General features: G+C 67.3%; 24 protein-coding genes. 14 read left to right on the forward strand and 10 right to left on the reverse strand.

All coding sequences use genetic code 11. From position 1 onward, the window contains the following. The first annotated feature begins 54 nt into the window (after positions 1–54). Genes Q331_RS19475 through Q331_RS0101560 form a run of 8 tightly spaced genes read left to right on the forward strand, consistent with a single transcriptional unit; the run spans position 55 to position 9,026 of the window. Positions 55–1,308, forward strand: a complete 1,254-nt coding sequence (locus Q331_RS19475) for an ABC transporter ATP-binding protein (protein WP_051630317.1) — start codon at positions 55–57, stop codon at positions 1,306–1,308. Continuing rightward, complete coding sequence (locus Q331_RS0101530) at positions 1,305–2,216, forward strand: ABC transporter permease (protein ID WP_026379213.1); 912 nt, start codon at positions 1,305–1,307, stop codon at positions 2,214–2,216. The genes Q331_RS19475 and Q331_RS0101530 overlap by 4 nt, the downstream gene beginning before the upstream one ends. Continuing rightward, positions 2,216–3,001 (forward strand): ABC transporter permease, encoded by a 786-nt coding sequence (locus Q331_RS0101535; RefSeq protein WP_026379214.1) that lies wholly within the window; start codon positions 2,216–2,218, stop codon positions 2,999–3,001. The genes Q331_RS0101530 and Q331_RS0101535 overlap by 1 nt, the downstream gene beginning before the upstream one ends. After that, positions 2,998–4,131, forward strand: a complete 1,134-nt coding sequence (locus tag Q331_RS0101540) for a mandelate racemase/muconate lactonizing enzyme family protein (RefSeq protein ID WP_026379215.1) — start codon at positions 2,998–3,000, stop codon at positions 4,129–4,131. Before Q331_RS0101535 ends, Q331_RS0101540 begins: the two co-directional genes overlap by 4 nt. Positions 4,132–4,138: 7 nt before the next feature. Further along, positions 4,139–5,017: a polysaccharide deacetylase family protein gene (locus tag Q331_RS0101545; protein ID WP_026379216.1), complete on the forward strand. Its 879-nt coding sequence runs from the start codon at positions 4,139–4,141 to the stop codon at positions 5,015–5,017. An 18-nt stretch (positions 5,018–5,035) separates the two neighbouring features. Beyond that, positions 5,036–6,193: a M24 family metallopeptidase gene (locus tag Q331_RS0101550; RefSeq protein ID WP_034490582.1), complete on the forward strand. Its 1,158-nt coding sequence runs from the start codon at positions 5,036–5,038 to the stop codon at positions 6,191–6,193. Positions 6,194–6,220: 27 nt separating this feature from the next. Continuing rightward, complete coding sequence (locus tag Q331_RS19480; protein ID WP_051630319.1) at positions 6,221–7,879, forward strand: FAD-binding protein; 1,659 nt, start codon at positions 6,221–6,223, stop codon at positions 7,877–7,879. Beyond that, positions 7,869–9,026 carry a M20 family metallopeptidase gene (locus Q331_RS0101560; RefSeq protein ID WP_034490584.1) on the forward strand — a complete coding sequence of 386 codons (1,158 nt, stop codon included), beginning with the start codon at positions 7,869–7,871 and terminating at the stop codon, positions 9,024–9,026. The genes Q331_RS19480 and Q331_RS0101560 overlap by 11 nt, the downstream gene beginning before the upstream one ends. Positions 9,027–9,057: 31 nt before the next feature. Here Q331_RS0101560 and Q331_RS0101565 read toward each other — a convergent pair whose 3' ends face one another. From Q331_RS0101565 to Q331_RS0101585, 5 genes are all read right to left on the reverse strand, one after another. Next, a complete protein-coding gene (locus Q331_RS0101565) occupies positions 9,058–11,379 on the reverse strand; it encodes a DUF3604 domain-containing protein (protein ID WP_084174595.1) in 2,322 nt (773 codons plus the stop codon). Positions 11,380–11,458: 79 nt separating this feature from the next. Continuing rightward, positions 11,459–12,730, reverse strand: a complete 1,272-nt coding sequence (locus Q331_RS0101570) for a TRAP transporter large permease (RefSeq protein WP_026379220.1) — start codon at positions 12,728–12,730, stop codon at positions 11,459–11,461. 63 nt (positions 12,731–12,793) lie between these two features. Beyond that, positions 12,794–13,294 (reverse strand): TRAP transporter small permease, encoded by a 501-nt coding sequence (locus Q331_RS19485; protein WP_026379221.1) that lies wholly within the window; start codon positions 13,292–13,294, stop codon positions 12,794–12,796. 37 nt (positions 13,295–13,331) lie between these two features. Next, entirely contained in the window at positions 13,332–14,366 is a 1,035-nt protein-coding gene (locus Q331_RS0101580) for a TRAP transporter substrate-binding protein (protein WP_051630323.1), read from the reverse strand. Positions 14,367–14,469: 103 nt separating this feature from the next. Beyond that, positions 14,470–15,261 (reverse strand): GntR family transcriptional regulator, encoded by a 792-nt coding sequence (locus Q331_RS0101585; protein ID WP_026379223.1) that lies wholly within the window; start codon positions 15,259–15,261, stop codon positions 14,470–14,472. A 317-nt stretch (positions 15,262–15,578) separates the two neighbouring features. Here Q331_RS0101585 and Q331_RS0101590 point away from each other — a divergent pair, with 317 nt between their 5' ends. Next, positions 15,579–16,463 carry a DUF1206 domain-containing protein gene (locus Q331_RS0101590; protein WP_051630325.1) on the forward strand — a complete coding sequence of 295 codons (885 nt, stop codon included), beginning with the start codon at positions 15,579–15,581 and terminating at the stop codon, positions 16,461–16,463. A gap of 9 nt (positions 16,464–16,472) precedes the next feature. Here Q331_RS0101590 and Q331_RS0101595 read toward each other — a convergent pair whose 3' ends face one another. Continuing rightward, positions 16,473–16,847, reverse strand: a complete 375-nt coding sequence (locus tag Q331_RS0101595; protein WP_026379225.1) for a Rieske (2Fe-2S) protein — start codon at positions 16,845–16,847, stop codon at positions 16,473–16,475. After that, the gene (locus Q331_RS0101600; protein ID WP_026379226.1) at positions 16,844–17,917 is read right to left on the reverse strand and encodes an amidohydrolase family protein; all 1,074 of its coding nucleotides are present in this window, start codon (positions 17,915–17,917) and stop codon (positions 16,844–16,846) included. The genes Q331_RS0101595 and Q331_RS0101600 overlap by 4 nt, the downstream gene beginning before the upstream one ends. Before the next feature lie 153 nt (positions 17,918–18,070). On the opposite strand from Q331_RS0101600, the gene Q331_RS0101605 reads away from it, so the two are divergent. Next, the gene (locus Q331_RS0101605) at positions 18,071–19,060 is read left to right on the forward strand and encodes a quinone oxidoreductase family protein (RefSeq protein WP_026379227.1); all 990 of its coding nucleotides are present in this window, start codon (positions 18,071–18,073) and stop codon (positions 19,058–19,060) included. 2 nt (positions 19,061–19,062) lie between these two features. Here the strand turns inward: Q331_RS0101605 and Q331_RS0101610 are convergent, their stop codons facing one another. After that, complete coding sequence (locus Q331_RS0101610; protein ID WP_026379228.1) at positions 19,063–19,851, reverse strand: IclR family transcriptional regulator; 789 nt, start codon at positions 19,849–19,851, stop codon at positions 19,063–19,065. Positions 19,852–19,878: 27 nt separating this feature from the next. On the opposite strand from Q331_RS0101610, the gene Q331_RS19490 reads away from it, so the two are divergent. Further along, complete coding sequence (locus Q331_RS19490) at positions 19,879–21,066, forward strand: MFS transporter (RefSeq protein ID WP_051630327.1); 1,188 nt, start codon at positions 19,879–19,881, stop codon at positions 21,064–21,066. Here Q331_RS19490 and Q331_RS19495 read toward each other — a convergent pair. Both Q331_RS19495 and Q331_RS19500 read right to left on the reverse strand, forming a co-directional pair. Then, positions 21,054–22,151 carry a mandelate racemase/muconate lactonizing enzyme family protein gene (locus Q331_RS19495; protein WP_051630330.1) on the reverse strand — a complete coding sequence of 366 codons (1,098 nt, stop codon included), beginning with the start codon at positions 22,149–22,151 and terminating at the stop codon, positions 21,054–21,056. The genes Q331_RS19490 and Q331_RS19495 overlap by 13 nt on opposite strands. 54 nt (positions 22,152–22,205) lie before the next feature. Continuing rightward, positions 22,206–23,087, reverse strand: coding sequence for a LysR family transcriptional regulator (locus Q331_RS19500; RefSeq protein WP_051630332.1), 882 nt, complete (start codon positions 23,085–23,087; stop codon positions 22,206–22,208). A gap of 135 nt (positions 23,088–23,222) precedes the next feature. Between Q331_RS19500 and Q331_RS0101630 the strand changes: the two genes are divergently transcribed. From Q331_RS0101630 to Q331_RS0101640, 3 genes are all read left to right on the forward strand, one after another. Next, complete coding sequence (locus Q331_RS0101630; protein ID WP_026379229.1) at positions 23,223–24,215, forward strand: tripartite tricarboxylate transporter substrate binding protein; 993 nt, start codon at positions 23,223–23,225, stop codon at positions 24,213–24,215. Positions 24,216–24,378: 163 nt separating this feature from the next. Continuing rightward, the gene (locus Q331_RS0101635; protein ID WP_026379230.1) at positions 24,379–24,873 is read left to right on the forward strand and encodes a tripartite tricarboxylate transporter TctB family protein; all 495 of its coding nucleotides are present in this window, start codon (positions 24,379–24,381) and stop codon (positions 24,871–24,873) included. Positions 24,874–24,882: 9 nt separating this feature from the next. After that, a complete protein-coding gene (locus Q331_RS0101640; RefSeq protein ID WP_026379231.1) occupies positions 24,883–26,406 on the forward strand; it encodes a tripartite tricarboxylate transporter permease in 1,524 nt (507 codons plus the stop codon). Positions 26,407–26,421 lie beyond the last annotated feature (15 nt).

The following is a 26,421-nucleotide window of genomic DNA, read 5'->3' on the forward strand; positions in this document are numbered from 1 at the left end:
GGACAATCGGCCGGGTCCCTTGCCCGCAGCTCGCATGATATCCGGGGCCGAAAGATGCCATCCACGAAGACGGCCGCCTTGCGCTCTCCTCTGACCGGCCTTGCTCGCCCGGACACACAGGCGCGGCAGGCGCCGGGCGCCGGCGCCCCGGCTTTGAACGAGCCCCGGTCATCGGCGCCGGAAGCGGCCGCCCGGCCGATCCTGCGCATGCACAACGTCAGCAAGTCCTTCCAGGCCCTCCCCGTCCTGAAGGATCTCAACCTTCAGATCGCCGAGGGCGAGTTTCTGACCCTGCTCGGCCCCTCCGGCTGCGGCAAGAGCACCTCGCTCAACATCGTCGCCGGTCTCCTCGCGCCCGACACCGGCACCGTCTGCCTGCGCGGCATCATCGCCAACGACCTGCCGCCGCAGCGCCGGCGCCTTGGCATGGTCTTCCAGTCCTGGGCGCTGTTTCCGCATATGAGCGTCGCCGACAACATCGCCTACGGCCTGCGCATGGCCGGCACCGGAGACAAGACGACCCTCCGCCGGCGTGTCGGCGAGATGCTCGATCTCGTCCGCCTGCCCGGCACCGAAACGAAGTTCCCCTCCCAGCTCTCCGGCGGCATGCAGCAGCGCGTGGCGCTCGCCCGCGCGCTCGTCACCGAGCCCGACCTACTCCTCCTCGACGAGCCTCTCTCCAATCTCGACGCGGCTCTGCGCAAGGAGATGCAGGTGGAGCTGAAGCGCATTCACGAGCGCCTCGGCGTGACGACCCTTCTCGTCACCCACAGCCAGGAAGAGGCGCTTGTCATGTCGGACCGCATCGCGGTGATGCGCGGTGGGCGCATTGAGCGCATCGACACGCCGATGAACGTCTATGCCGATCCGCGCACCAGCTTCGTCTGCACCTTCGTCGGCGACGCCAATGTTCTGACGGCGAGAGTGGAGGCGTTGTCGGCCGGCGAGGCGAAGCTCGCCATCGGCCCCTTGTCGCTCGTCGCCCCCGCCGCGCCCTGGTGGCGCGAAGGCGGCGAGGCGGTGATCGCGCTGCGTCCGGAATCGCTCGCCATCGCCGCTGCCGGTTCCCAGCCGGGCGGAGCCGATGCCGCCGAGGCGGGCCGCTGGAGCGCGAAAGTCACCGACCGCATCTTCAAGGGCAGTTCGATCACCTACGAGCTTTCCGCCGGCGATGCGCAAATCCATCTTCTGGCGCTGCCCCAGCCGGACGGCCGCGTTTTTCGGCGCGGCGAGGCCGCCGAGATCGTCGTTCCCAAGGCGAGCGTCATCGCGCTCAACGCGCCCGAGGAAACGGAGGCCGGGACGTGACGAGTGCCGGTGGCGTCCTGCCCGGCGAGACCCCGCCGCGCCGGCGCCTGCGTCTTGGCTGGTTCGCCTTTCTGGCGCCGCTGCTTTTTCTGCTCGTCGTCTTTTTCGTCATCCCGCTCATCGATCTTCTGTCGGTGAGCTTTGCGCCCTTCACCGGCGGGCCGCGCGGCGAGGCGGGCGAGTTCACCCTCGCCAACTACGCCAAGATCCTCGGCGATCCCTTCTATCTGCAGATGATGTGGAACTCCGTGCAGCTCGGCGTCTACAGCACCGTCTTTGCCCTTCTCATCGGCTACGCCGTCGCCTTCTATCTCTCGCGCACCAGCGGCTGGGAGCGCACCCTCATCTCCGTCGCCTGCATTCTGCCGATCTTCGTCAACGTCATCGTCGGCATCCTCGGCTGGTACATCCTGCTTCTGCCCTTCGGAGTCTTTCAGCAGGCGCTGACCGCGCTCGGCCTCATCGACGGGCCGCTGCGCTGGCTGAGGAGCTTCTGGGCGCTTGTCGCCGTGCTCACCTGGGAGCATCTGCCCTTCGCCATCCTCATCCTCGTCTCCTCGCTGCAGCACGTGCCGGCGGACAAGATCGCCGCCGCGCGCATCGCCGGCGCCTCCAATTTCCAGATCCTGCGCACCGTGCTTCTGCCGCTCACCATGCCGGGCATCGTGGCGAGCGCCATCCTGGTCTTCTCGCTCTCCGTTTCCTCCTATCTGGTGCCGATCCTCATCGCCGGCCCGCGCGCCCAGGTCATCCCGCTGTCGATCTTCTCCTTCGCCAGCGAGCTTCTCAACTGGCCGATGGCTTCCGCGCTCGCCTTTCTGCTGCTCATCGTCGTGGCGGTGATCACCTATGCCTTCATCGCCCTCACCAACCGGCTGACGCGGCGCGGCGAATGGGAGATGGTGTGATGCTCGCCTTGCGCATCTTCGTCTATCTCGTCGTTGCGCTGATGGCCGCCCCGGTCCTCATCAGCCTGCCGGTGGCGCTGACTTCCGCCGGGATCATCCGCTTCCCGCCCGAGGGGCTCAGCCTGCAATGGTTCCTCGCCACCTTCCAGGACGAGTTGCTGGTCCAATCCATCCTGCGCAGCTTCGTCCTCGCCCTGACCGCCGCCATCGCCGCCGTCGCCATCAGCCTGCCCTGCGCCTTCGCCATCGAGCGCGGCCGTCTCTACGGCCAGACGGCGATGGAAACGCTCATCATCGGGCCCAAGATGATCCCGCAGATCGTCCTCGTCCTGGCGCTGCTGGTCTATTTCGAGAAACTTGGTCTGGCGGAGACCTTCCTCGGCCTCGTCGTCGCCCATCTCATCATCACCATACCCTTCGCCTTCCGCACGGTGCTGGTCAGCGTCACCTCGCTCGACAAGCGGCTGGAATGGAGCAGCGCCATCCTCGGCGCCGGCCCCTCGCGGACCTTCGCCGAGGTGATCGCACCGCAGCTCAAGACCGGCATGATCGCGGCCTTCATCTTCACCTTCATCCTCTCCTTCAACAACGTCACGATGGCGCTCTTCCTGTCTTCCATCGGCGAGCGCACCCTGCCGGTGGAGATGTTCCAGCGCATGTATGTGGGCGGCATGACCCCGGCGATCCCTGCCATCTCCTTCATGCTGGCGCTGGCTGGCGTCGTCCTCTTCGTGGCGCTCGACCGCACCGTCGGCGTCTTCAAGTTTCTCGGCGGCGGCAAATGAGCCCCGCCCCGATCGCGCGCATCGAAATCTTCCGCGCCGACCTCGCCCTGGCCGAGCCCTTCGAGCACGCCTCCTCCGGCCGTATCGACCGCCTCCAGGAGATCCTCGTCAAGCTGACCGATGCGGACGGCATCGCCGGCTGGGGCGAGATGCGCGGCAACGTTCCCTATGTCACCGGCGAGACGCCGGGCCGCGTCCTCGCCGCGCTGACGGAGGTGCTCGCGCCGCGCCTGCTTGAGGCCCGCCTTGCCAGCCTCGCCGACGTGCTGGCCTTCATGGACAAGGCGATCCTCGGCAATGCCACCGCCAAGGCCGTCGTCGATGTAGCCCTGCACGACGTCATCGCCAGGCGGCTCGGCGTGCCGGTGCAGGCGCTTCTTGGCGGCGGCACGGCGCGGCGCATCCGCTTCCACGGCACCCTGCCCTTCTGCCCGCCAGAGGAAGCGGCGAACCAGGCGAGGCGCTATCTCGATGCCGGCGTCACCAAGATCAAGGTGCGCGTCGCCTTGCGCCCGGTGCAGCGCGACCTGGCGCGCCTGGAAGCCATCCGCCGGGTCCTCGACGACCACCCGGCCGGCAAGGACGCGCTTCTTGCCGTCGACGCCAATCAGGGCTGGCGACCTAAAGAGGCGATCGGAGCGCTGCGGCTTCTTGAGCGCTTCGATCTTGCCTGGATTGAGCAGCCGGTGGCCGCCGGAGACCTTGCCGGCATGCGCGCGGTGAAGGAGGCGGTCGCCGCCCCGGTCATCGCCGACGAATCCTGCGGCACGCCGCAGGAGCTTCTGCGCCTGATTGAGACCCGCGCCGTCGACGGCTTCCATTTCAAGCTCTGCAAGGCCGGCGGCATCCGCCGGCTGATGGGCATGATCGCCACCGCCGAGGCGGCCGGCATGCCCTACATGATCGGCCAGATGGACGAGGGCATGCTGGCGACGGCGGCGGGCCTCAACTGCGCCGCCGCCGCAAACCCCTTTTCCTGCGAGCTCTGGGGCTATCAGCGCGTCGCCGCCCAGCCCTTCACCGGCCTCAAGGTGGAAGGCGGCGCCATGGTTCTGCCGGACGCGCCCGGCTTCGGCATCGATGTCGACGAGGCCGCGCTGACCCCCATCGCCGACTTCCCGCCAGGCTGAGGCGGCGATGGGCGAGGTGCATCTCATCTGGCTGATCGACGCCGACCCGCCGAGCGAGGCAGGCGGCGGCAAGGGCTTCTATCCCGCTTCCGCCAGCACCGCGCCGCCCGACGCGACGCTGATGCGCACCCGCCTTGAGACGATCCATGACGTCGCGGTCGCCGAGACGGGCGGGCGCGCCGTCGTCACCTTGCATACTAGCCCGCGCTACCGCAGCGACTTCTTCCAGGGCCCCTATCCGGCGATCTGGCGGCGCCTTGTGGCGGCGGGCCTGGCGCTGGCGCTGCATCCGCATGAGGAGCGCGCCAACGGCACCACCTTCTACGACGACGAGAAGCATCTGCGGCAGGTCATTGCCGCCTCGCTGCAACGCGCCCGCGCCGCGCAGATCCCCCTCGCCGCCTTCCGCTCCGGCAGCTTCTCCTTCCATCCCGCCCTTCCCGCGATCCTCGCCGAGGCGGGAATAGGTCTCGATCTTTCCGCCGGGCCGGGCCTTTTCGACAAGCGCCGTTCCATCGACTGGCCAGCTGCCGCCGCCGAGCCGGACTTCTTTTCCAGAAAGGGCCTGCCGGTCCTGGAAGTGCCGCTCGGCTGGGACGGCGAGAACGCCGAGCTTGACCGCAACTACCTCTTCAACGAGCGCACGGATCTTGCCGGTCTCATCCGCGTCCTTGACGCCATTTCCGCGCGCGGCGCCGCGCGCGGCCGACCCGAGCTCGTCAACTTCCTCGCCCACGGCTTCGGCATCGCCGATCCGACCTGGCGCAGGCAGGCGATTGCCTTCCTGCGTCACGCCGAGGCACGCGGCGTGCGCCTGCTCTCTGCGCAGGAAGCCCTGCGCCTGCACGGACCCGCTCCGACGCCCGCACGCCCCCTTCCCGCCTGACAGCGCCAGGACCCGCCGATGCCCTTCGACAAGATCGAAAAAGAGCTGTTCTTCTCAATGGAGGAATATGATGGCCGCCTCGCCGCTTTGCGCAATGAGATGGCAAAGCGCGGTGTCGACGCCCTGATGCTCGCCGGTCCGGAGAACATCTATTACGTCTCCGGCTACCAGACCTTCGGCTTCCACAATTACCAGCTTCTCGTCGTGCCGCTTGAGGGCGAGCCCTTCCTCATCCTGCGCTACCTGGAGACGATGCTCGCCTATCGCTACGCCTGGGTGACCGACATCGTCGCCTGGGACGACACCGAGGACCCCGTCGCCGTCACCCTGCGCGAGCTTGAGAGCCGCGGCCTCGCGGCGGGCACGGTCGGTGTGGAGCAGAAAAGCTATTTCTTCCAGGTCGCCACCTATCTCAAGCTGACGGCGGCGCTGCCCCGCCTCGTCGACGGCTCCGGCCTGGTGGAGCCTTGCCGGGCGAAGAAATCGGCAGAGGAGATCGCCTATATGCGCGAGGCGGCCCGCCTCTCCGACATCGGGACGGAAGCGGCGATTGCGCAGATCGTCGAGGGCCATACCGACAACGACATCGCCGCGGCCGCCTTTGACGCCATGACCTGCGCCGGTTCGGAATACCTCACCCGCGATCCGATCGTCACCACCGGCGAGCGCTCCGGCATCCCCCATACCTGCTATATGCGCCGCACGCTCCGCCAGGGCGACGCGGTGCTCATCGAATTGTCCGGCGTCTATAACCGCTACTACGCCCCCTTGATGAGCGGCGCCGTCGTCGGCGATGCCTCGCCGGAAGTCGACAGGATGGCGAAGGTCTGCCTGGAGGCCCTTCAGGCAGCTATCGCCGCGGTGAAGCCGGGCGCCACCTCCGCCGAGGTCGACCGCGCCGCGCGCGACATCATCGTCCGCGAAGGCCTCTGGGAGAACTACCGCAAGCGCGCCGGCTATTCCGTCGGCATCGGCTTCTCCAGCTGGGTGGAGGGGGCCATCGCCAGCCTCAAGGAAGACGACCCGACGGTGCTGGAGCCGGGCATGACCTTCCACATCCCCATCGCGCTGCGTCTCTACGGCAAGGCGGGCCTTGGCTTCTCCCACACCGTGCTCGTCACCGAGACCGGCGTGGAGGCGCTCACCTCCGCCCCGCGCGAGCTCGCCCGGTGCTGAGGCGGCAAAGGCGATAGGGGGACGGCAATGGCGGGCGACATCCTCAAGACGGATATCCTCATCGTCGGCGGCGGCCTTGCCGCGCTTCGCGCCGCCATCGCCGCGCGCGCCGCCGGTGCCAGCGTCACGCTGGCCGTCAAGGGTAAGCTCGGCAAGAGCGGCGCCTCCGCCATGACCACCGCCGGCTACGCCGCCGCGCTGGAGGGAACCGGCGACAGCCCCGCCTGCCACGCCGCCGACACGCTTGCCGGCGGCGCCGATATCGGCGAGCCGGCGCTGGTTGCCGCCCTTTGCGGCGAGGCGGCGGCCGAGGCCTTGTCTCTGGAAGGCTTCGGCGGGCATTTCCTGCGCGAGGACGGCGGCTTCCGCCTGTCGCCGAGCGGCGACCATTCGCGCGCCCGCGTCCTCCTCACCCCGAACCATCTCGGCACGGATTTGACGCTGCCGCTCGCCGAAAGGGCGCGCGAGGCCGGCATCACGGCGCTGGAAAACCTCATGGTCACCCGGCTCGTTCTCGGCGATGCCGGCATCGCCGGCGCCCTGGCCCTCGACCAGAAGACGGGCGAGCTTCTCGGCATCGCCGCCGGCGCCGTCCTCCTTGCGACCGGCGGGGCGGGCCGGCTCTTTTCCGTCACCAGCAACCCCAACGACGTCACCGGCGACGGCTTCGCCCTTGCCGCCTCGGCCGGGGCGGCGCTGCGCGATATGGAGTTCGTCCAATTCTATCCCTGGCGCTGCATCGACCCCTTCGACAAAGCGCGGGTGTCGGTGCAGCCCTCCACCTTCGTCCTCGGCGCCAGGCTCTACAACGCGGCCGGCGAGCGCTTCATGCAGGCCTTCAATCCGGACGGCGCCGAAATCACCACCCGCGACGTCGCCGCCCGCGGCATCTTCAACGAGATCCGCGCCGGCCGCGGCGTGAAGGGCGGCGCGCGCCTCGACCTCTCGCCGCTCGGCGAGGAGGATTTCGCCCGCTCCAACCCCAAGCTGGTGAAGTATCTCGCCAAGCTGGACATCGACTACCGCGGCTACCCCTTCATCGTCGCCCCGGAAGCGCATTACTGGATGGGCGGCGTCGCCGTCGACGCGCAGGGCCGCGCCAGCATCGACGGGCTCTATGCCGCCGGCGAGGTGGCGGGCGGCATCCACGGCGCCAATCGCCTCAACTCCAACGCCCTGCCGGAGACCCAGGTCTTCGGCGCCAGGGCCGGGCGCGACGCCGCCAAGAAGGCTCGCGCGCCGAAGGCCGCACCCATCGAGGCGGCTTTGCGCGAGGAGAGGGCCCGGCTCGGCGGCGACGGCGATCTTCACGAAACCCGTCTTGCCGACGAGCTCGCCCGTCTCCGCCGCATCGCCGACCGCAGCCTCGGCATCATCCGCAACGAAAAGGCGCTGCAGACCGGGCTCCACGAGGTGCGCGCGCTCCGCGAGGAGATGGCCGCCGCCCGCCCGGCAAGCCTCAAGGCCCAACGGCCCTGGCACGAGCTTCTCTCCCTGGCGGCGACCGCGGAGCTGTCGCTGGCCGCCGCCGCGGCCCGCACCGAAAGCCGCGGGGCGCATTTCCGCGAGGATTTTCCCGTGCGCGAGGATGGCAAATGGCGCGGCAGCCTCTTCCTGAGCCGCGGCGAGGATGGCAGTCTTCGTTTCCGCTTCAAATCCCTGGCGAGGGCACAAGATGCAGCTTGAGGCCATCACCGGCGCCGTGAAGGCGCTTCAGCCGGAACTCGTCTCCTTCCTGGAGGAAATCGTCAATCTCGATTCCCCGACGGAGGACAAGGAGCTCACCGACCGCGTCGGCGATATTCTGCAACAGAAGGCGGAAAGCCTCGGCATGACCTGCCGGCGCGACAAGCAGAGCGATTTCGCCGACAACCGCGTGTGCCGCTTGGAGAGCAAGGGCAAGAGCCCGCGCATTCTGATGGTCGGCCATTTCGACACCGTCTACGCCGCCGGCACCACGGCCGAGCGCCCCTTCCGCGTCCACGGGGGCCGCGCCACCGGCTGCGGCGTGCTCGACATGAAGGGGGGCCTCGCCATCGGCCTATTCGCCCTTCAGGCGCTACGAGAGGCGCTCGGCGAGGTGCCGCTGCCAGTCACCTTCATCTTCAACAGCGACGAGGAGATCGGCTCGCCGGCCTCGCGCAAGCTGATCGAGAGGGAAGCGAGGCGCCACGACCTTGCTCTTGTCCTGGAGCCGGGGCGGCAAGGCCCTGCCATCGCCGTCGCCCGCAAGGGCGTCGCCATCTTCCAGCTGGAGATTACCGGCCGCGAGGCTCATGCGGGGGCGGAGCCGGAGAACGGCATCAACGCCATCGTGGAGGCCGCCTATAAGGTCTTGGCGATCAACGCCCTCAACGAGGAGACCGCCGGCACCACGGTGACGCCCGGCGTCATCCGGGGCGGCACCAAGCCCTATGTCGTGCCCGGCCGCACCACGCTTTCGGTCGATTGCCGCGTCACCGACGCCGAGGAGCAGGCCCGCGTCACTGCCGGCATCGAGGCGGCGGTGCGCATCGCCTACGTGCCGGGCACCAGGACCCGCCTTTCCGGCGGCTTCCATCGTCCGCCGATGGAGCTGAGCCCGGCGGCGGCCGCCTATGTGGAGAAGATGCAGGCGGTCGCCGAGGAGGTCGGCTACCCGCTCGCCACGGCCGAGACCGGCGGCGCCTCCGACGGCAATCTGACCGCCGCCGCCGGCACCCCGACCCTCGACGGGCTCGGCGCCCATGGCGCCCGCGCCCATAGCGACGAGGAATATATCGAGGTGGCGAGCCTGGAGGGCAAATGCCGGGTGCTCGCCGCCTTCCTCGCCCGCCTCGCCGAAGCCGAATAGTCCCGGCCCGGCAGGGGCGGGCGAAGCCTACTCAGCGATAAAGGTAGATCGGGCTCGTCCAGGCGCGGGTGCCGTCCTCCAGCGTCAGGCGGATATAGACGGCGTTGTCGCCCTTCTCGCTGAGCGCCACCTTGCGGGTGAAGGCAAGATGGCGATGCGCGTTCTCGGCCGGCAGCCGGAAGACGGTGACGAAGCGCGGCAGCTCGCCGGAGGCATCAAAGACCTTGTCCTCGTAGCCGATCTCGGCGAGCGGCAGGTCGAAGGAGATAAGCGGCGTCTTCAGGCTGAGACCCCCCGCCTCGCCGCTTTCCAGATCGACGTCGAAACCGCCGAAATTGCCGGTCGTCAGCGCCTTCCAGGAGAGCTTGTCCGGCCCTTCCTGCACCAGGCTCTTGTCGCGGTTGAGGAAATTGACCGGCCTTGCGGAGAGGATGCGGTTGCCCTCAAAGCGCGCCGTGCCGTCCCAGATCACCTCGCGGAAGCGGCCGCGATATTCCGCGCCTTCCCACAGAAGACGGATGCGGGGGCCCAGATCCTTCTCTCCGTAGGGGCGCACCGTCTCAACCAGCTCCCTGCCGTTGAAGATGTCGACGCGCTCCACCGAGGAGTTCGCGGCGATGGACACGGAGAGTTCGAGCTCGCCCGCGGGCAGATGCACGATGTCGCCCATCAGCGCCTCGCGCGCCGGTCTGCCCTCGGCCGGGCCGAGCGCCGGATCGTCGTGATAGAGCGTGCCCTCCTCGCTGAAGCTGGCTTTGAGGTCGATCACCGGCCGCCCGCACGGTCCGCCCGTGGTGCCGTAGTGGCGGCGCTTGGCGAGGCAGTCGAGCAGCGCCGGCCGCGACAGCTCCTCCATCAGATAGCAGGTTAGCCCGCCGATGGCGCCGAACTTGCCGGCGCCGGGGTAGCTTGCCCCCGGCCGGCCTTTGTGGCCGTCGGAATTGCACACGACGCCGACGCGGTAGCCGAAGGCGAACGCGTCGTGCAAAAGCCATTCGAAGCTGCCCCAGGAGGAGTGCACCTCCACCGATTTCTCGAACCGCCCGTCATGGGCGATCCCGATATCGGCGTAGCGCCCGCCGCAATGGGCAAAGCACACGACGTCGAACTCGCCCGCCTCCGCGAACGCCTCGAAAAGCTCGCCGGCCGTCGTGCAATCGTATTTTGCCGTCGCCCGATCCTCGATGAGGGCGTGCGAGGACCGGCGGATGATCCGGTCCTCGACCGGGAAGAAAACGTTGCGGTCGCCGCCGAGCGCGGTGTTGCCGGACCATTCGTAGCCCGGCAGGGCGATGAAGCTGCCCGGCGCGTCGAACTCCCGGGTGATGCGCCCGAGCTCGGCCCAGAATGCGTCGCTGATCTGGAAGTCGTTGCCCTGATGGCCGCAGGCGTCGACGAAGGCGCGGTCGCGGGCGAAAGCGAAATAGGCGCGCGCCGAGCCGGTGCCGATCGTCTCCTCCGACTGGCCGTGCAGATCGCCCCAGAAATGGATGAGGCGCACATCCTCCACGACAAGCGGATTGGTCTCCGCCACGAGCCGGCCCGCTGCGTCCTTGAGGCACACGGAAACCTCGCCCGGCTCGGCGACCGAAAGGCCTTCGAGCTCGAACGCGAACGGGCCGGGCTTCATCTCGATGGCGTCAGGCAGCCCGTCGATCTTGCTGCTCGCCTCCACCGTCAGCACGGCATCGCAGCGGTCGGAGGGATTACCCCATTTGTCCTCGCCCTTCACCTTCAGAGAGAACTTCTCGCCTGGCCGCCGCCGCGTCGGCAGCACCGCCACGTAGCGCTCCGGTGCGTCCGGCACGATGGCGATCGCAGGCTGTTCCGGCAGGGTCTGGAAGTTGAAGGTGGCGATGGGATCGACGAGGACGCGGAACTCGAAGGTGTCCTCGCAGAAGGTCTGCAGCCGCATGCCCTTCCCGCCATGGTCGGTGACGCCGAAGCGAATGACGATCTGGTCGCCTTCCTTCAGATAGCCCTTCACGACCTTGATCCACAACGTGCGGTCCCAGGGGCGGACATTGCCCTTGGGATCCCACCGCACTTGCAGGACGGCGCCGTTGGAGGCCTCCACCGTGCAGTAATTGGCGCCGGCGGGATCGTCGAATTGCGGGTTGCCCTGGTCGGAGGCGAAGCGGAAGCAGACGCGCAGGCTGCCGGAATCGTCGATACCGAAGGTGCCGGCCGTATAGGTCAGCGTGAAGGAGGCATAGGAGCCGGCCGTAAAGGCGCCGGCCGGCTCGATCCTGGCATGGCCGAGTTGGTCGACCGGGATCGGGTGGCGGATGACGCCGCTATCCATCTCCTCCCAGGGGCGGGCTTGTCGGCTCTCGGCGGTTTTCTCTGTCACTTGGCTTAAGACCTCTTGCTGGGCTTGCGGGCGGCGGCGCGGCGCCCGCCCGCATCGATGGCGGTCGCGTTGACCGGGCTCACTTGAAGACGTTCACCAGGAAGGTGGAGATCGGCGGGAAGTAGGTGATGAGAAGAAGATCGACGATGAGGATGAGGACATAGGGCCAGATCACCGCCACGATCCGCTCCATGGAGACCTTGGTGATCGCCGAGGCGATGAACAGGTCGACGCCGAGCGGCGGCGTCACCGTGCCGATCGACAGGTTCACCGCCATGATGATGCCGAACAGCACCGGGTCGATGCCGAAGCTCATCGCCGCCGGATAGAGGATGGAGGTGAAGATGACGATCGCCGCGGCCGCATTCATCAGACAGCCGACGAAGATCAGGAACAGATTGACGAAGAGGAGGTAGACTAGAGGGCTCGCCGTCGCAGAGGCGAGGAAGGCGGAGATGCCCTGCGGTATCTGGTTGATGGTGATGAGCCAGGCGAAGACGCCGGCGCAGTTCATGATGAACATGACGACGGCGGAGGAGACGACAGCGCGCAGAAAGGCGCGGTAGAGCGAGGCGAAGGTGAGCTCGCCGAAGAGAAAGCTGGCCAAAAGGCCATAGCCGACGGCCACCACGGCAGCCTCCGTCGGCGTGAACACGCCGCCATAGATGCCGGAAAGGATGATGACCGGCATGAGCAGCGGTCGGATCGCGGCGCGGAAGGTGCGGAAGATCTCGCCAATGCCCTGGAAGGGCACCTTCTCCACATTCTCGCGCCGGGTGATGAACCAGTTGAGGAACAGCAGGCTGAGGCAAATGAGGATGCCCGGCCCGACGCCGGCCAGGAAAAGGTCGGCGATGGAGACGCCGGTGACGACGCCGTAAAGGATGAGCAGGATGCTCGGCGGGATGATCATGCCGGTCACGCCCGCCGCCGCGATGGTGGAGGCGGTATAGGCCGGCCGGTAGCCCTTTTCCGCCATCGGCTGGTTCATCACCCCGCCGATGGCCGCCACGGTGGCTGCGTTGGAACCCGAGAGCGCGGCGAAGAAGGAGGAGCCGAGGATGGCCACCGCCCCCAGCCCACCGCGCAGATGCCCAACCAGCGAGCCGGCGAAATCGACGAGGCGGCGCGACATGCCCCCCGTCGACATGATCTCGCCGGCCAGGATGAAGAAGGGGATGGCCAGAAGCGGGAAGGAATTGTTGGTGGCGACCATCCGCTGCACGATAATCTCCAGGTCGATGCCGCTGAGCAGCAGGCCGACGAGGCTCGCCATGCCGAGCGAGACGGCGATCGAGGTGCGGATCGACATCAGGCCGAGCAGCACCAGGAAGATGGCTGTCGTCGTCATGCGGTGAGGCCTTCGGGGCTGTCGCCGGCACGAGCCGCCGGCAGGGGGGATGAGAATGTCAAGCTAGCTTCCCGCCCGTTCCAGCTCCGCCACCGTCATCCGCCGCTGCTTGAGGAAGGATTCCAGCGTGTAGAGGAGCATGAAGGCGGCTCCGACCGGCACGGCCGCATAGACCCATGCCATGGAGACTTCCAGCGCCGGCGATATCTGCGGCACCACCCGCCTGGATAGGGCGATGCCCTTGACGAAGAGCACCATGAAGAAGCCGGCGCTCACCGCCGCGGCAAGGTAGAGGGCGGCGTATTGGAAGGGCCTCGGCAGGTGAGAGACGAAGACGCCGATCGCCGCATGCGCGCCGCGCCTCAGCGCGATCGCCGCCCCCAGGAAGATCATCCACACGAAGAGGTAGCGGATGAGCTCCTCGGGGAAGGCGAGCGAGCTTTCCAGGACGAAGCGGAAGAAGACGGTGGCGATGCCGAGCGCCACCATCACCGCCAGCATGACGACGCAGATCGCCGCCAGGGCCACCTCGGAGAGGTCGAAGAGCCTGCGAAGGAGCGCCATAGGATTGTCTCCGCTGAGCCGGCCGGGCGACGGCCCGCTATTTCGCCTCGACCGCGCTCTGGATGAGCTCCTCGCCGAGCTTGGCGCGGTACTCCTCCCAGACCGGCGCCATGGCGTCCTGGAAGGCCTTGCTCTGTTCCGGCGAAAGGCGCGTCACGGTCATGCCGTTCGCCTGCATCTCCTTCAGATACTCGCCCTCCTGCTCGTTGAGCGCCTTGCGCTCCCATTCCTGGGCTTCCAGCGCCGCTTCCTGGAACAGGGCCCGCACGTTTTCCGGCTGCTCCTGCCACATCTTCTCGTCGGCCAGGAACATGATGCCGGCCCATTGGTGATTGGAGAGGGTGATGTAGTCCTGCACCTTGTCGAAACCGAAGGCCTTGACGTTGCCGATCGGGTTGTCCTGGCCGTCGACGGTGCCCTGCTGCAGGCCGGTGAAGACCTCCGACAGCGCCATCGGCGTCGGATTGGCGCCGAGGGCCTTGAAGGTGGCGAGGTTGAGCGGGTTGTTGACGACGCGGAACTTGACGCCCTTCATGTCGTCCGGCTTCTCGATCTTCTTGTCGCGGGTGGTGATGGTGCGAAAGCCGCTCTCGAACATGGCCAGCGTGCGGATGCCGATCTTATCCAGCATATCGGCGTAGAGCTTCTGGCCGACCGGCCCGTCGGAGACGGCGTAGGCATGCTCGCGGTCGCGGAAGAGGAAGGGCAGATAGAAGATGTCGAGCGGCGCATAGAAGCTCGCCACATTCGTCGTTGGCACCAGGGCGAAATCGACGACGCCGATCTGCATCGCCTCCACCAGGTCGCGCGAGGAGCCGATGGTGCTGTTGGGATAGACGGTGACGGTGAGCTTACCGCCGCTGCGCTCCGCCACGGTGTCGGCGAAACGCTGCGCGCCCTTCGCCAGCGGGTGATCCTCGTTATAGGGATGCCCGAATTTCAGCTCCATCTCCGGCATGTCCTGGGCGAGCGCCCCGCCGAGCGAGGCGGAGGCGATGAGGGCGGCACCGGCGAGGATGGCGAGGCGCCGCGTCAGGCCGGAGCCAAGGCGCAGCGGATGGGAAGAACTCATTGCAATTTCTCCTCTTGCAGGCTGTGGGAACCGCCGGCACGGCGGGTCGGGCATTCTCGGCAGGCTCGCCTTGCCTGCTCTCGTTTTTGGGCCCAGGGCCTTCTCAGTTGCTTGCAGCTTTCGTCGCCATCTCGAAGGCCGGACCGGGCGCGATCTCCAGGACCCGGTCGCTCGGCGGCAGGAAGATGCGCTGCCAGGTGATCGGCGCGTCGCGGTAGCTCATCGCGCCGATCGACCAGACGATGCCGTACTGGCCGGCCGGCACGCCGATGAGGCGCGTCACGCGCGGCGGCAGCGCCTGGCACAGCATCGTCTGGCGGATCTTGATGGTGGGGGCGTTGAAGCGCTCGGCGAGCATGTCGCGGATGGACACGCCGTCGAGCATGGCGCGCTTCATGCGTGCCACGCCGGCGAAACGCTCGGCCGGCAGATAGACCTCGCTGAAGGCCTCGAATTCGTGGTTGATGGAGGCGATGCGGCGGATGCGCACGAAGCGCCCCTCGCTCTCCTTGAGGAAGTCCTGCCAGGGCCCGGTTTCCTCGATCGTGTCGATGTCGAGGATGTTGAAATAGACCGGCAGGAGTTGCTTGCCGCCTTCGGCGAGAAAGCGGAAATGCGTCAGATGCCGTTCCGGCGCCCGCGCCCCGCACACGAAGGTGCCGCGCCCGTGATGGCGCTCCACCACGCCCATCTCCACGAGGTTCCGCAGGGCCCGCTGCACGGTTCCGAGGCTTGCCTGCGTATCGGCGGCGAGTTGCTCCTCGGAAGGCAGCTGATCGCCCGGACGCCACTTGCCCACCTCGATCTCGCTCAGCAATCGGTCGGAAATCAGCCGGTGCTTGGCGGTCGATGCGGTGTTTTCAAGCAGCTTATGGCTCGCGGCCTTATCTTTCATGCTGCCTCCCTGTTCTCAGTCCTCTGAGGGAATGGGAACCTTTTCAGGTTACGCACGACGACCGTCATGTCAATTCCTCTATAGGAAATTCTACTTGTCGCCCTCGCCTCTGCGCGACAGGCCCGCACGGTTGTGTCAAACTTCGTCTCTTTCCTCGCAAAATCGAGCTTGTCTCGCAGGATAGAGCGGTGCGGTCGACTGCAGGCGTGGCGCCGAAGCCGCGATGATCGGCAACATTCATCTATAGGACTTGGAGTTTGCCGCCCGGCCGCCGTGCCTGGCCCGGCGCGCCGGCGGCGCGCCGCGGAACCGCCCCGATGGCCCGGCGTTGCCTCAACCTTGCAGGGAGAGACGCCATCGGCACGGAGATATCGCGAAGGCTGAAATGGGGCGCGCGCGCCGGCTATGCGGCGCGCGGCATGGTCTATCTGCTCGTCGGCGGCCTCGCCTTTCTCGCCGCCATCGGCGCCGGCAGCACCGAAGGCACGCATGGTGCTCTGCGCACCTTGCTGGGCCAGCCCTTCGGCAGCCTTCTCGTCTCCCTTCTGGGCCTCGGTCTCGTCGCCTTCGCGCTCTGGCGCTTCGCCCAGTCGCTGGCCGATCTTGACCGCCACGGCACCGATCCGAGGGCGCTCGTCATCCGTCTTGCCCTCTTCTTCAGCGGCGTCATCCACCTTGCGCTCGCCGTCTTCGTCGTCAGCCTCATCGTCGCCATCGGCGGCTCCGGCGGCTCCGGCGGCTCCGGCGGCGGTTCGGGTGATCCCACAAGCGGCTGGCTGCAATGGCTGTTCGGCCACAAGGGCGGGCGCTGGGCGGCGCTGGCCCTGTCGCTGGTGCCGATCGGCGTCGGCCTTGCACACATCGCCAAGGGCTGGCGCGCCGGCTACGAGAAGTACATCGTCTTTGAGCCCGGCAGCGCGCCCTTCCTGAAGCCCGTCTGCTCCTTCGGCCTTATCGCCCGCGGACTGATTTTCGTGGTGATCGGCGTCCTCGCCTTCTATGCGGGCGGCATCTACGACGCCACCAGCGCCCCCGGTCTTGAGGACGCGCTCGTCGCCATTCAGAATCTGCCCTTCGGCGGCATTTTGTTCGTTCTGACGGCGCTCGGCCTTCTCGCCTTTTCCGGCTATTGCTTCGTGGAAGCCGGCTATCGGCAGATCGCCACGGGCCGGCTCGTCGCCGAGATGCTGGACCTCGCCTGAGGCGCTCGTCTACTTGCTGACGATGACGCGCCCGGCCTCTTCGCTGACATCGAAGAAGCGCAGCCGCATGCGCCTCGCCGCCGGCGGCGCCACCACCGGCTCTCCGCTGGCTAGGTCGAACTCGAAGCCGTGCCAGGGGCAGCGCAGCACTTCGCCGGCCCGGCTCTCCGCTATCGCGCCGTCGCACTCGCCCTCCATCAGCCCGGTCACGCAACCGAACTGGAGCGCCGCGCCCTGATGCGGGCAGCGCCCGGCGAGCGCCCTCAGGCTGCCGCAGGGAAGCCGCGTCAGAACCAGCGTGGCGCGCCCAAAGGGCACCGGCGTCAGCGCCCCGACCCTCACCTCCTCCGCCGCGCAGACATCGTAGCGTGTCGCCGCGCTCATTCCGCCGCCTCCGCGACGGCGCCCGCGCCCGGAACGTCGAAGCCGTAAAGGCTCGCCGCGTTCTTCCACAAAATCTTCTGGCGCAATTCCTCCGGCAGGCCTTTCGGCACGGCCGCGTCGGGGTCGTCGAAATCGAAATGCGGATAGTCGGTGGCGAAGACGAGCAACTCGTCCGTGCCGATGAGGTCGACAACCTTCAAGAACGCTTCGTTGCTGATATCCTCGCTCGGCTGCGTTGCCAGGCGCAGCCGCTCGCGCGCATGCTGGCTCGGCAGCTTCTTGATCCACGGCACCTCCACCCTGCCCTGGCGGTATTCCCGGTCCATCCGCCACATCACATGCGGCAGCCAGGAAAAGCCGCCTTCCAGCATGATGAAACGCAGCTTCGGGAAGGCGTCGAACACCCCGTTGAGAATGATGCTGATCACCTGCCCCATGATGGCCAGCGGGATGAGCGAATGCCGCTCCATATAGCTGAGGCCCATCCCGTAGGGCCCTTCGGCGAAGACGGTGTGGTGGAAGGCGACGACGAGGTCGTTGCGGTCGGCGGCCGCAAAAATCGGCCGGTAGTAGGGATGGCCGTAGGCGATGTCGTCGACCACCGGCAGCATCACCTGCACCATCGCCGGATGCGTCGCCATGCGATCGATTTCGCGCGCCGCGGCCTCAGGATCGCGGGCGTTCACCTGGATGGAGCCGCGCAGGCGGTCGTCGAAGGAGAGCCATTTCTCCGCGACCATGTCGTTGTAGGCGGCCGCCATCGCCGAGGCGAGGCCGTACTGCATCTTCAGGCCCGTCGGATAGAAGTAGCCGGTCAGAAGCGCATAGGTGACGTCGTAGGCGTCGAGCACGTCGCGCTTGATCAGCGCCGGATCGGAAACCGAGGCCGAGCCGTCGGGGTTGGTAACGTCGGCGCGGTTGCCGTTGCCGGGCGAGGTATAGGCGAAGGGCTGGCTGAAGCCGCGCCAGGCGCCGGCGGCGATCCAGTCTTTGTAGGGCGGCTTCAGATAGGGCACGAGATCCTTCACCCCGGCGAAGCTCTCATGGACATCGGTATCGATCAGCGGCATGACGCCTCCCGCCTGAAACATCGAAAAACGGAACGAAGCGTATCGTTTCTTGGAATTCTTCTCAAGCCAATGCGAGCGGTTGTGCCCCTGCGCGCCTTTGCACTAACGTGAAAAATTGAAACGATACATTGCGTAAACTGGAGAGGAGGTCGCATGCGCGCGATGGGCGTGAGGGCATTCGGCGGAGCCGATGCGATCGAGGCCCTAAGCGTGGAGCCGCCGCGCCCTGGACCGGGCGAGGCGCTTCTCCGGCTGAGGCGCGCCGGCGTCAATTACATCGACGTCTACATGCGCTCCGGCGTCTACAAACGCTCCGATACCTACAAGACGCCGCTGCCCATGGTGCTGGGCATGGAGGGAGCGGGCACGGTGGAGGCCATCGGCGAGGGGGTCGAAGGGCTTTGCGCCGGCGAGCGCGTCGCCTTCTCGCTCGCCCGCGGCAGCTATGCCGATTTCATCGCCGTGCCCGCCTGGCGCCTCGCCCGGCTTCCCGACGATATTTCCGACGAGGCGGCCGCCGCGCTGATGCTGCAGGGCATGACGGCACATTATCTCACCCATTCCGCCTACCCTCTGCGGCCGGGCGAGCGCTGCCTCGTCCATGCCGCCGCCGGCGGCGTCGGCCAGCTTCTGGTGCAACTCGCCAAGGCGCGCGGCGCCGAAGTGCTGGCGACCGTCGGCAGCGAGGACAAGGCGGAGATCGCCAGGGCCCGCGGCGCCGACCATGCGATCCTCTACCGCAAGGAGGATTTCCGTGAGCGCGTGATGGAGCTGACCGGCGGCGAGGGCGTTGCCGTCGTCTATGACGGCGTCGGCCGCAACACCATTGCAGGGAGCCTGCGCAGCCTGAGGCGCCGCGGCACCTGCATCCTCTTCGGCGGCGCCTCCGGCGCGGTGGAAAGCATCGAGCCTTTGGAGCTCGCCGAGGCCGGCTCGGTCTTCTTCACCCGTCCGCACCTTGCCGATTACATGGCGAGCGCGGAGGAGATCGCCGGGCGCGCCGCCGATCTCTTCGCCATGTTGCGCTCCGGCCGCCTCAATGTCGTCATCGACCGCACCTTCCCGCTCGAGGCGGCGGCCGAGGCGCACCGCGCCTTGGAGAACCGTACCACGCGCGGCAAGCTGTTATTGGAGATCGCGTGAGCTCACCGCGTCCCCGTCTTAAAGCTCGCGGCGATCTGCGCCGCTGCCTCGCGCAAGGCAGGCACGCTGGCGCGCGCCCTTTCCTCGCCGAAGCGCGAAATCGGCGCATGGATGGCGAGCCCCGCCATCATCCGGCCCCGCCGGTCCAGCACCGGCACGGCGACGCCGATGACGCCGATATTCGCCTCTTCCAGATTGAGCGACACCCCGGCGCGGGCGATCTCCGGCAGCTGCGCTTCCAGCGCCTTGCGGGTCAGCGTCTTGGCCGTCAGCTTCGGCATTGCCAGCCCCTCCAGCAGCAGCCGCCGCTTTTCCTCCGGCAGAAGCGCGAGGAAAAGCTTGCCGACGGCCGTGGCATGCAGCGGCACTCGCGAGCCGGCGCCAAGATGCAGCCGCAGCGGCTCCTCGCATTCCACCCGCTCCAGATAGAGGATTTTGTCGCCTTCCAGGACGCCGAGATTGCAGGTCTCTCCGGTACGGGCGACAAGCCCGCGCAGGATGTCGCGCGCGCTGCCCTGGCGCGCCAGCGTGGCAATCGTCGTGGAGGCGAGCGCGGCCAGGGTCTCGCCCACCGCGTAGCGCTTGCCGGTGAGGTCGCGCTTGACCGTGCCGCACGCCTCGAGCTGCGCCAGCATGCGCAGCGCTGAGGGTTTCGGCATGCCGGCGCGGCTCGCCAGCTCGTGGAGCGGCAGCGGCTCCTCCGCCGCGGCGAGGATTTCCAGGAGCCTGAACGCCTTGCTGACGGCGCTGGCGGAGCGCGGCTCGTCCCTTTCGCCCGTCTCCTGCGCCATCACGCTCGTCTCTTTCTGGCGGGGGCCATGACCCTCTCGGCGCTGATCGTCATGCTGGTGACCCAGGCCGCGGTGGTGGCGGCTTCGCTCGCCGTGCCGGTCCTGGCGCCACAGATGACCGAGGCGCTCCATTTCCGACCGGAACTTGTCGGCTATTACACCTCGCTCGTCTTTATCGGCGCCCTGATATCGGGTCAAATGGCGCCGCGCTTCATCGCCAGCCATGGCTCGGTACGCCTCAGCCAGGCGCTCGCCGCCATCGCCGCGCTGGCGCTTCTCGTCTCCGGCACCGGCACGCTCGCCGGCATCGCTCTCGGCGCCCTTCTCATCGGCTTCGCCTACGGTCCGGGCAATCCGGCAAGCTCCAGCCTGCTTCTGGCGGTGACGCCGCCGAGCCGCCGCGGCTTCCTCTTCTCCATCAAGCAGACGGCCGTGCCGATCGGCGGCGCCACGGCGGGCATCCTCCTGCCCTTTCTTGCCGCCCGTTTCGGCTGGAACGTGGCGCTCTTCGCCATGGCCGGCATCTGCCTTGCGCTTGCGCTCGCCGTCCAGCCCTGGCGCGCGCGCCTCGATGCGCATCGCACCGGCCTTGCCGCCGCCAGCCCGTTGACGCCGCTGCGCCTCATCGCCCGCGAACCGTCGCTGCGGCTGCTCGCCGTCGTCGCCGCCTGCCTCGCCAGCATCCAGTTCGCGCTCTCCGCCGTCTTCGTCACCTTCCTGGTGGGGACCTCCGATGCCGGCCTCCACCGCGCCGGCATCGCCTTCTCGCTCGCCATGGCGGCGAGCATCGCCCTGCGCATCGGCCTCGGCGCGCTTGCCGACCGGCTGGGCGGCGGCCCGGTCCTGCGCGCCACGGCGCTCGTCATGACCGCCGCCGCACTCATCTGCGCTCTCGCCGCCGGCGGGGTTCTTCAGCTGGGTTTCCTGCCCCTCGCCGCTTCTCTCATTGTGCTCGCCACCGGCGCCTTCAGCTGGAACGGCGTCTATCTCGCCGAAGTGGCGGCGACGGCGGAACCGAGCGAGGTCGGCGCGGCGACGGCCGGCACCATGACCTTCGTCTTCCTCGGCGGCATTTTCGGGCCGGGCCTCTTCGCTTCCGCGACGATGCTCGTCGGCGCCTATTGGGGCGGTTTCGCGTTTGCCGCCACGCTTGCCGGCACCGCAACCCTTCTGCTGACGCGCCTTGCCGCGCGGCCCCTGCCTCAGGCGAATTGAGCCTCGGCGACCTTATAGGCGGCAAGCTTGTCGGGATCGGGCACACGCCGCCTCCCGTCGAGGAGGATTTCCGGCCCCTCGGCGAGCAAAGGTGGGTCCATGATGCCGTCGACGACGCGCAAAAAGCCGTTCATCTCGCCGGCATTGTCGATATGCACGGCGGCCACGGCCGCCTCCATCCAGCAACCGAGATCGGTGGCCACGCCATTGCCGAGCACCGGCTGCATGCCGCAGGCGCGGATCATCGCCAGCCCCTCGATCAGCCGGTCGAGCCCCGCCATCTTCATGAGCTTCAGCTTGATGAAGTCGGCGCAGCCGAGCTCGGCCGCGCGCTGGATATCGGCGAGCCCGTAGATGGATTCATCCAGCATCACCGGCGCCTTGGCCGCCCGCTTCACCGCCACCGCCGCCTCCCAGTCCCTCGCCTGGCAGGGTTGCTCGATGAGTTCCACCCCCTCCGGCGCCACGCCCGCGGCGAAAGCGACGCCCTCCTCGCGCGTAAAGCCCTGATTGGCGTCGATGCGCAGCATGGCGCGTCCGGCGACGATTTCCTGAACGAGCGCCACCGCCGCAAGGTCGCGCTCCAAATCGAAGCCGGCCTTCATCTTCAAGGTGGTGTAGCCCTCGCCGATGAGGCGTTCGATCTCCGCCTCCAGCGCCGCCCGGTTTTCCGGCTTTTCGTTGATGGCGCCGAGAAGCCGCGCCCGCCCGGCGGTGCCCAGAATCGGATGCTCGGCGGTCTGCTCCAGCGCCGTTCGCAGCGCGCAGGCGGTGAAGGAAAGCTTCGCCGGCAGGTGCGCGATCCTGCGCTCGGCCTCATCGCCGGCGCAGCCGATGAGATAGGGGGCGATCTCCGAGGCCAGGGCAAAGGCGCTTTGCGCCGTCTCTTCGGTGTAGCCGGGCAGGAGCGTCGCCTCTCCCCAGCCGGACCGGCCTTCCCGGTCCGTCACCTTGACCAGCACGCAGTCGAAGCCGTGCTGCGGCCCGAAGGCGAGCCGATAGGGCACCTTCAGCGGCACATGCAGCCGATAGAGCTCGATCCGCGCGATCGACGCCTGGTCGGACGGCTGTTGTCGCGAGAGCATTCCGGGCCTTTCCGGGCTGTGGGGCCGGGAAAATGATCAGAATCGTTTCGTTTTTCAAGACGATTGATGATGCGCCGCCTTCTCAAAGGCGTCCCCGACGATGCGGGCCACCGGCCTTTCGGCGAGCGAGGCATGCATGACGAAGCCGATGGTGCGGTAGAGCGGCGGATCGCCGAACTCCATCATGCGCAGCGAGGGATCGTCGGCCCCGTCGGTGACGGAGGGGATGATCGAAAATCCGAAGCCGAGGCCGACGAGGAGCCGAATGGCGTCGATCGATTGCAACTCGGCGGTGGTGTTGGGCTCCAGGCCCATCTCCTTCAGCCGTCGCTCGATGAGGGGCGCCACCCAGGCGGCGCGGTTGAAGCGGATATAGGGCTGGGCGGCGAACAGCGTGGCAAGGTCCGGCTCGCGCGTGCTGCCCGGCGCGATGACGACGATCTTCTGGCGCTTGATCTCGCGCCAGACAAGGCCCGGCCGCAGCTCCTTCGGCCGGTGGATGAGCGCCGCATCGAGCTCGCCATGCTCCACGGAGGTGGCGAGGTCTCCCGAAAGCGCCGAGGTCACCGTCACCGTCGGCGCCGTCGCGCCGCGATTGCGCAGCACCATCAGCGCCGCCGGCAGCAGGCTGGTGAGCACCGTCGGGATGACGCCGATCCTCAGCGCGCCGCCATGCGCGTAATCCTCCGACAAGGCCTCCAGCATGGCGTCGTATTCGCCGACGATGGCGCGGGCATGGGCGAGCACGAGGCGTCCGGCCTCCGTCAGCCGCGGCGGACGATGCGTGCGGTCGAAGAGCGTCACGCCGAGGCGTTCCTCAAAGCTCGTCACCTGCATGCTGATGGCCGATTGGGTGATGTTGAGACGCCTTGCGGCGGCGGCGAAGGAGCCGTGATCGGCGATGGCGCGCACCGCCCGGCATTGTCGAATGGACATCCCGTCCCTTTCTTCACGAATTCTGAATTTAATACCAAGTTTTTCCACTTCCTCGGAGGGACAAACCCTTGTTAGCATCAAAATTCAACAATTAGGCCGCGCCAAGAACAAGCGGCTCAACAGGGAGGAGCTCCAATGACGAGCATTCTATCGCGGGCTGCGATTGCCGGCGGCTGTCTGCTGGCCCTGACGGCCGGCTCGGCTATCGCGCAGGAAATGGCCAAGCCGGACGGATTTGGCGATCGCCCCATCACCATCATCGTGCCCTACGGCGCCGGCGGCGGCTCCGATCAGCTGACCCGCGCCATGGCGAGCGCCATGGAGGAAGTCTCCGACCTCAGCTTCCAGGTCGTCAACAAGCCCGGCGGCGGCGGCACGGCGGCCATCCCCGACTTCATGCTGGCGCGCGCCGACGGCTACACCATCATGGAAGCCATCGACGATGCCGTCTCCGCCTATGCTTCCGGCGAGATCAGGGAAAATCCGGCTGAGGATTGGATCCCGCTATGCATGGCGCAGATCACCTTCAACCAGCTCTATATCCGCAGCGACGACGAGCGCTTCTCCGATTGGGAGAGCTTCGTCGCCTACGCCAAGGACAATCCGGGCGAGGTCTCCATCGCCAATGTCGGCAAGGCCAAGTCGATGGAGCGCATCAGCATGGACCAGTTGGAGGAAGTGGTCGGCATCGAGACCAAGCAGATTTCCTTCGACAAGCCCGCCGAGCGCTATGGCGCCCTGATCGGCGGCCATGTCGACGCTCTCTTCGAGCAGCCCGGCGACGTGCGCAACTTCCTCGAGGCCGGCCAGATGAAGCCGATCGTCACCTTCCTCAACGAGCGTCCGGAACTCTTCTCCGACACCCCGACCATCCGCGAGGTGGGCGCCGAGTTCGAGCCGCTGACCCGCTTCCGCGGCTTCTACGTCAAGGCCGGCACGCCTGAGGATCGCGTCGCTTACCTGGAGGCCGTCTGCGAGGCGGGCTTCAACACCGAGAGCTTCCAGAACTTCAACAAGGACAAGTTCATGGACGTGATCGATTCCTATCGCGATCGCGAGGGCGCGGTGGAGCTGATCAACAACGCCGCTCAGACCTACAAGGAAAAATTCGCCGAAATGAGCAACTGAGCGAGCGGGAAAGAAGCCGGCGGGGCATGCGCTCTGCCGGCTTTTCTTATGCCTGTGCGACGACAAGGAGGAAACGAAGTTGAGCAATGCTCGTTCGGGTGCCGGAAATTCGCCCGCAACGCTCGCAAGTCATAGCGGGCCCGTCATCGAGTGGCTGATCTGGATGGCGATCGCGGGCTTGGCCTACTCCCAGACCCGCTTCTTCGACGAGGACATCGCCAACTTCTCTTTCGGCGCCACCGGCTGGCCGCGCGCCATCTGCCTCTTGATCGCCCTCGGCGCCACCTGCCAGCTCGTCTATAAGCTCGCCGGCCGCGGCGAGGAGGCCGAAGAGCCGTCCTCCGCCACCGGCGCCGCCACCCAGGACGGTGGCCACCGTCTGGCGCAGCGCGCGGCGATCTTCGTCCTGCCCTTTGTCTATCTCTACGTCACGCCGCTGATCGGCTTTTACGTCGCCACGCCGGTTTTCATCGTCGCCCTTCTTCTGCTGCTGGAGGTACGCTCGCCACTGGTGATCGCGGGCGTCACCGGCATCGTCTACATCCTCATTCTGCTCATCTTCACGCGCTTCTTCTATGTGGCGCTGCCCAACGGCCGCCTCGACGGCTTCTACGAGTTCAACAACGCGATCATCGCCATCGCGCGCACCGGGCTCTAGGGGCGCGCCATGGACCTTTTCTTCGGCGGCACGCTCGCCCTTTTCGGCAGCTTTCACACCAGTCTCATCTTCGCCCTCGGCCTTGTCGGCGGCATGCTTTTCGGCGCCATTCCGGGCGTCAACATGCTGACGCTCGGCGCCGTGCTCCTGCCCTTCACCGCCACCATGGACCCGACCGAGGCGGTGATGCTGTTTTCCGTCATCTACTGCGCCGGCGTCTTCGGCGGCGCCATCACCGCCATCTTGTTCAACATCCCTGGCGCGCCGGAAAACGCTCCGACCTGCTTCGACGGCTATCCGATGACGCAGAAGGGCGAGGCGGGCAAGGCGATCGGCGCCGCCGTCATGTGCTCGGCCGTCGGCGGTGTCGCCTCGGCGATTTTGATGATGACGGCGACCGGCCTCGTCGCCAGCTTCGCCATCCGTTCCTTTGGGCCGCCGGAAATCTTCGCGCTGATCTTCTTCGGCCTCGCCGTCTCCGCCTCCATCGGCGCCAAGACCTTGTGGAAGGGCTGGCTGTCCGTCTTCGCCGGGCTGCTCATCGCCACCGTCGGCACCGATCCGGTGGCCGGCGTGCCGCGCTTCAACGAGGGTTCCTTCTTCGGGCTTCAATACCAGTCCTACTATTTGTCCGCCGGCATCCACTTCATCCCGATGATCCTCGGCTTCTTCGCCGTCTCCGAGGTGCTCGCCCAGTCCATCAACATCTCCAAGGGCACGCGCGAGCGTCCCAAGGCGGCACTCGACTTTCCCAGCCTGGCCGAGTTCTGGCGCGTGCGCTTCACCATGCTGCGCTCCATCGTCATCGGCTTCTTCTCCGGCGTTCTGCCGGGCATCGGCGCCACCCTCGCCGCCTTCCTCGGCTACAGCCAGGCGCAGCGCTGGTCGAAGAATGGCAAGAATTTCGGCAAGGGCGAGCTGGAGGGCGTCGTCGCCTCCGAGACCGCCAACAATTCCGCCACCGGCGCCGCGATGATCCCGCTTCTCGCCCTCGGCCTGCCGGGCGGCGCGCTGACGGCGATGATCATGGGCATCTTCCAGATCCACGGCATGGAGCCCGGGCCGCTCATCTTCATCAATTCCAGCGATCTCGTCTGGGTCACCTTCGCGGCGATGTTCTGGGCCAATGTCGCCATCATCGGCCTTGGCTGGGTGCAGACCAAGACCGTCGTCCATATCCTGCGCATTCCCTTCCGCTGGCTGGCGCCCGGCATCCTCATGCTGGCGACCGTCGGCGCCTTCGGCCTGCGCAACCTGATGATCGATGTCTGGGTGATGTTTCTGGCCGGCGTCGTCGGATACTTCCTGCGCGCCACCGGCTATTCGGCCGCCGGCATCGTCCTCGGCCTCATCCTCGGCAAGCTCGGCGAATCCGCCTTCGCCAAATCCATGCAGCTCATGGACTTCAACCTGCTCGGCTTCTTCGAGCGGCCGATCGCGGCAATCCTCATCCTGCTCGGCCTGGCGGCGATCGTCACCAGCATCGTCAGCGAGATCCGCGGCAAGGAGATCCAGAAAGCGCTCCTGGACTGACGGAGCCGGAGCCTT

This window comes from Afifella pfennigii DSM 17143 (assembly GCF_000688515.1).
GTDB lineage: Bacteria > Pseudomonadota > Alphaproteobacteria > Rhizobiales > Afifellaceae > Afifella > Afifella pfennigii.

Coding starts and splice junctions, on each gene's coding strand:
- Q331_RS0101640 (WP_026379231.1), top strand. CDS start 24,883: ATGGACCTTTTCTTCGGCGGCACGCTCGCCCTTTTCGGCAGCTTTCAC.
- Q331_RS0101635 (WP_026379230.1), top strand. CDS start 24,379: ATGGCGATCGCGGGCTTGGCCTACTCCCAGACCCGCTTCTTCGACGAG.
- Q331_RS0101610 (WP_026379228.1), bottom strand. CDS start 19,851: ATGGCGCAGGAGACGGGCGAAAGGGACGAGCCGCGCTCCGCCAGCGCC.
- Q331_RS0101590 (WP_051630325.1), top strand. CDS start 15,579: ATGGCCCGGCGTTGCCTCAACCTTGCAGGGAGAGACGCCATCGGCACG.
- Q331_RS19500 (WP_051630332.1), bottom strand. CDS start 23,087: ATGTCCATTCGACAATGCCGGGCGGTGCGCGCCATCGCCGATCACGGC.
- Q331_RS0101570 (WP_026379220.1), bottom strand. CDS start 12,730: ATGACGACGACAGCCATCTTCCTGGTGCTGCTCGGCCTGATGTCGATC.
- Q331_RS0101605 (WP_026379227.1), top strand. CDS start 18,071: ATGCGCGCGATGGGCGTGAGGGCATTCGGCGGAGCCGATGCGATCGAG.
- Q331_RS0101535 (WP_026379214.1), top strand. CDS start 2,216: ATGCTCGCCTTGCGCATCTTCGTCTATCTCGTCGTTGCGCTGATGGCC.
- Q331_RS0101545 (WP_026379216.1), top strand. CDS start 4,139: ATGGGCGAGGTGCATCTCATCTGGCTGATCGACGCCGACCCGCCGAGC.
- Q331_RS0101600 (WP_026379226.1), bottom strand. CDS start 17,917: ATGCCGCTGATCGATACCGATGTCCATGAGAGCTTCGCCGGGGTGAAG.
- Q331_RS0101595 (WP_026379225.1), bottom strand. CDS start 16,847: ATGAGCGCGGCGACACGCTACGATGTCTGCGCGGCGGAGGAGGTGAGG.
- Q331_RS19485 (WP_026379221.1), bottom strand. CDS start 13,294: ATGGCGCTCCTTCGCAGGCTCTTCGACCTCTCCGAGGTGGCCCTGGCG.
- Q331_RS19490 (WP_051630327.1), top strand. CDS start 19,879: ATGACCCTCTCGGCGCTGATCGTCATGCTGGTGACCCAGGCCGCGGTG.
- Q331_RS0101550 (WP_034490582.1), top strand. CDS start 5,036: ATGCCCTTCGACAAGATCGAAAAAGAGCTGTTCTTCTCAATGGAGGAA.
- Q331_RS0101540 (WP_026379215.1), top strand. CDS start 2,998: ATGAGCCCCGCCCCGATCGCGCGCATCGAAATCTTCCGCGCCGACCTC.
- Q331_RS19480 (WP_051630319.1), top strand. CDS start 6,221: ATGGCGGGCGACATCCTCAAGACGGATATCCTCATCGTCGGCGGCGGC.
- Q331_RS19475 (WP_051630317.1), top strand. CDS start 55: ATGCCATCCACGAAGACGGCCGCCTTGCGCTCTCCTCTGACCGGCCTT.
- Q331_RS0101580 (WP_051630323.1), bottom strand. CDS start 14,366: ATGAGTTCTTCCCATCCGCTGCGCCTTGGCTCCGGCCTGACGCGGCGC.
- Q331_RS0101560 (WP_034490584.1), top strand. CDS start 7,869: ATGCAGCTTGAGGCCATCACCGGCGCCGTGAAGGCGCTTCAGCCGGAA.
- Q331_RS0101585 (WP_026379223.1), bottom strand. CDS start 15,261: ATGAAAGATAAGGCCGCGAGCCATAAGCTGCTTGAAAACACCGCATCG.
- Q331_RS0101630 (WP_026379229.1), top strand. CDS start 23,223: ATGACGAGCATTCTATCGCGGGCTGCGATTGCCGGCGGCTGTCTGCTG.
- Q331_RS19495 (WP_051630330.1), bottom strand. CDS start 22,151: ATGCTCTCGCGACAACAGCCGTCCGACCAGGCGTCGATCGCGCGGATC.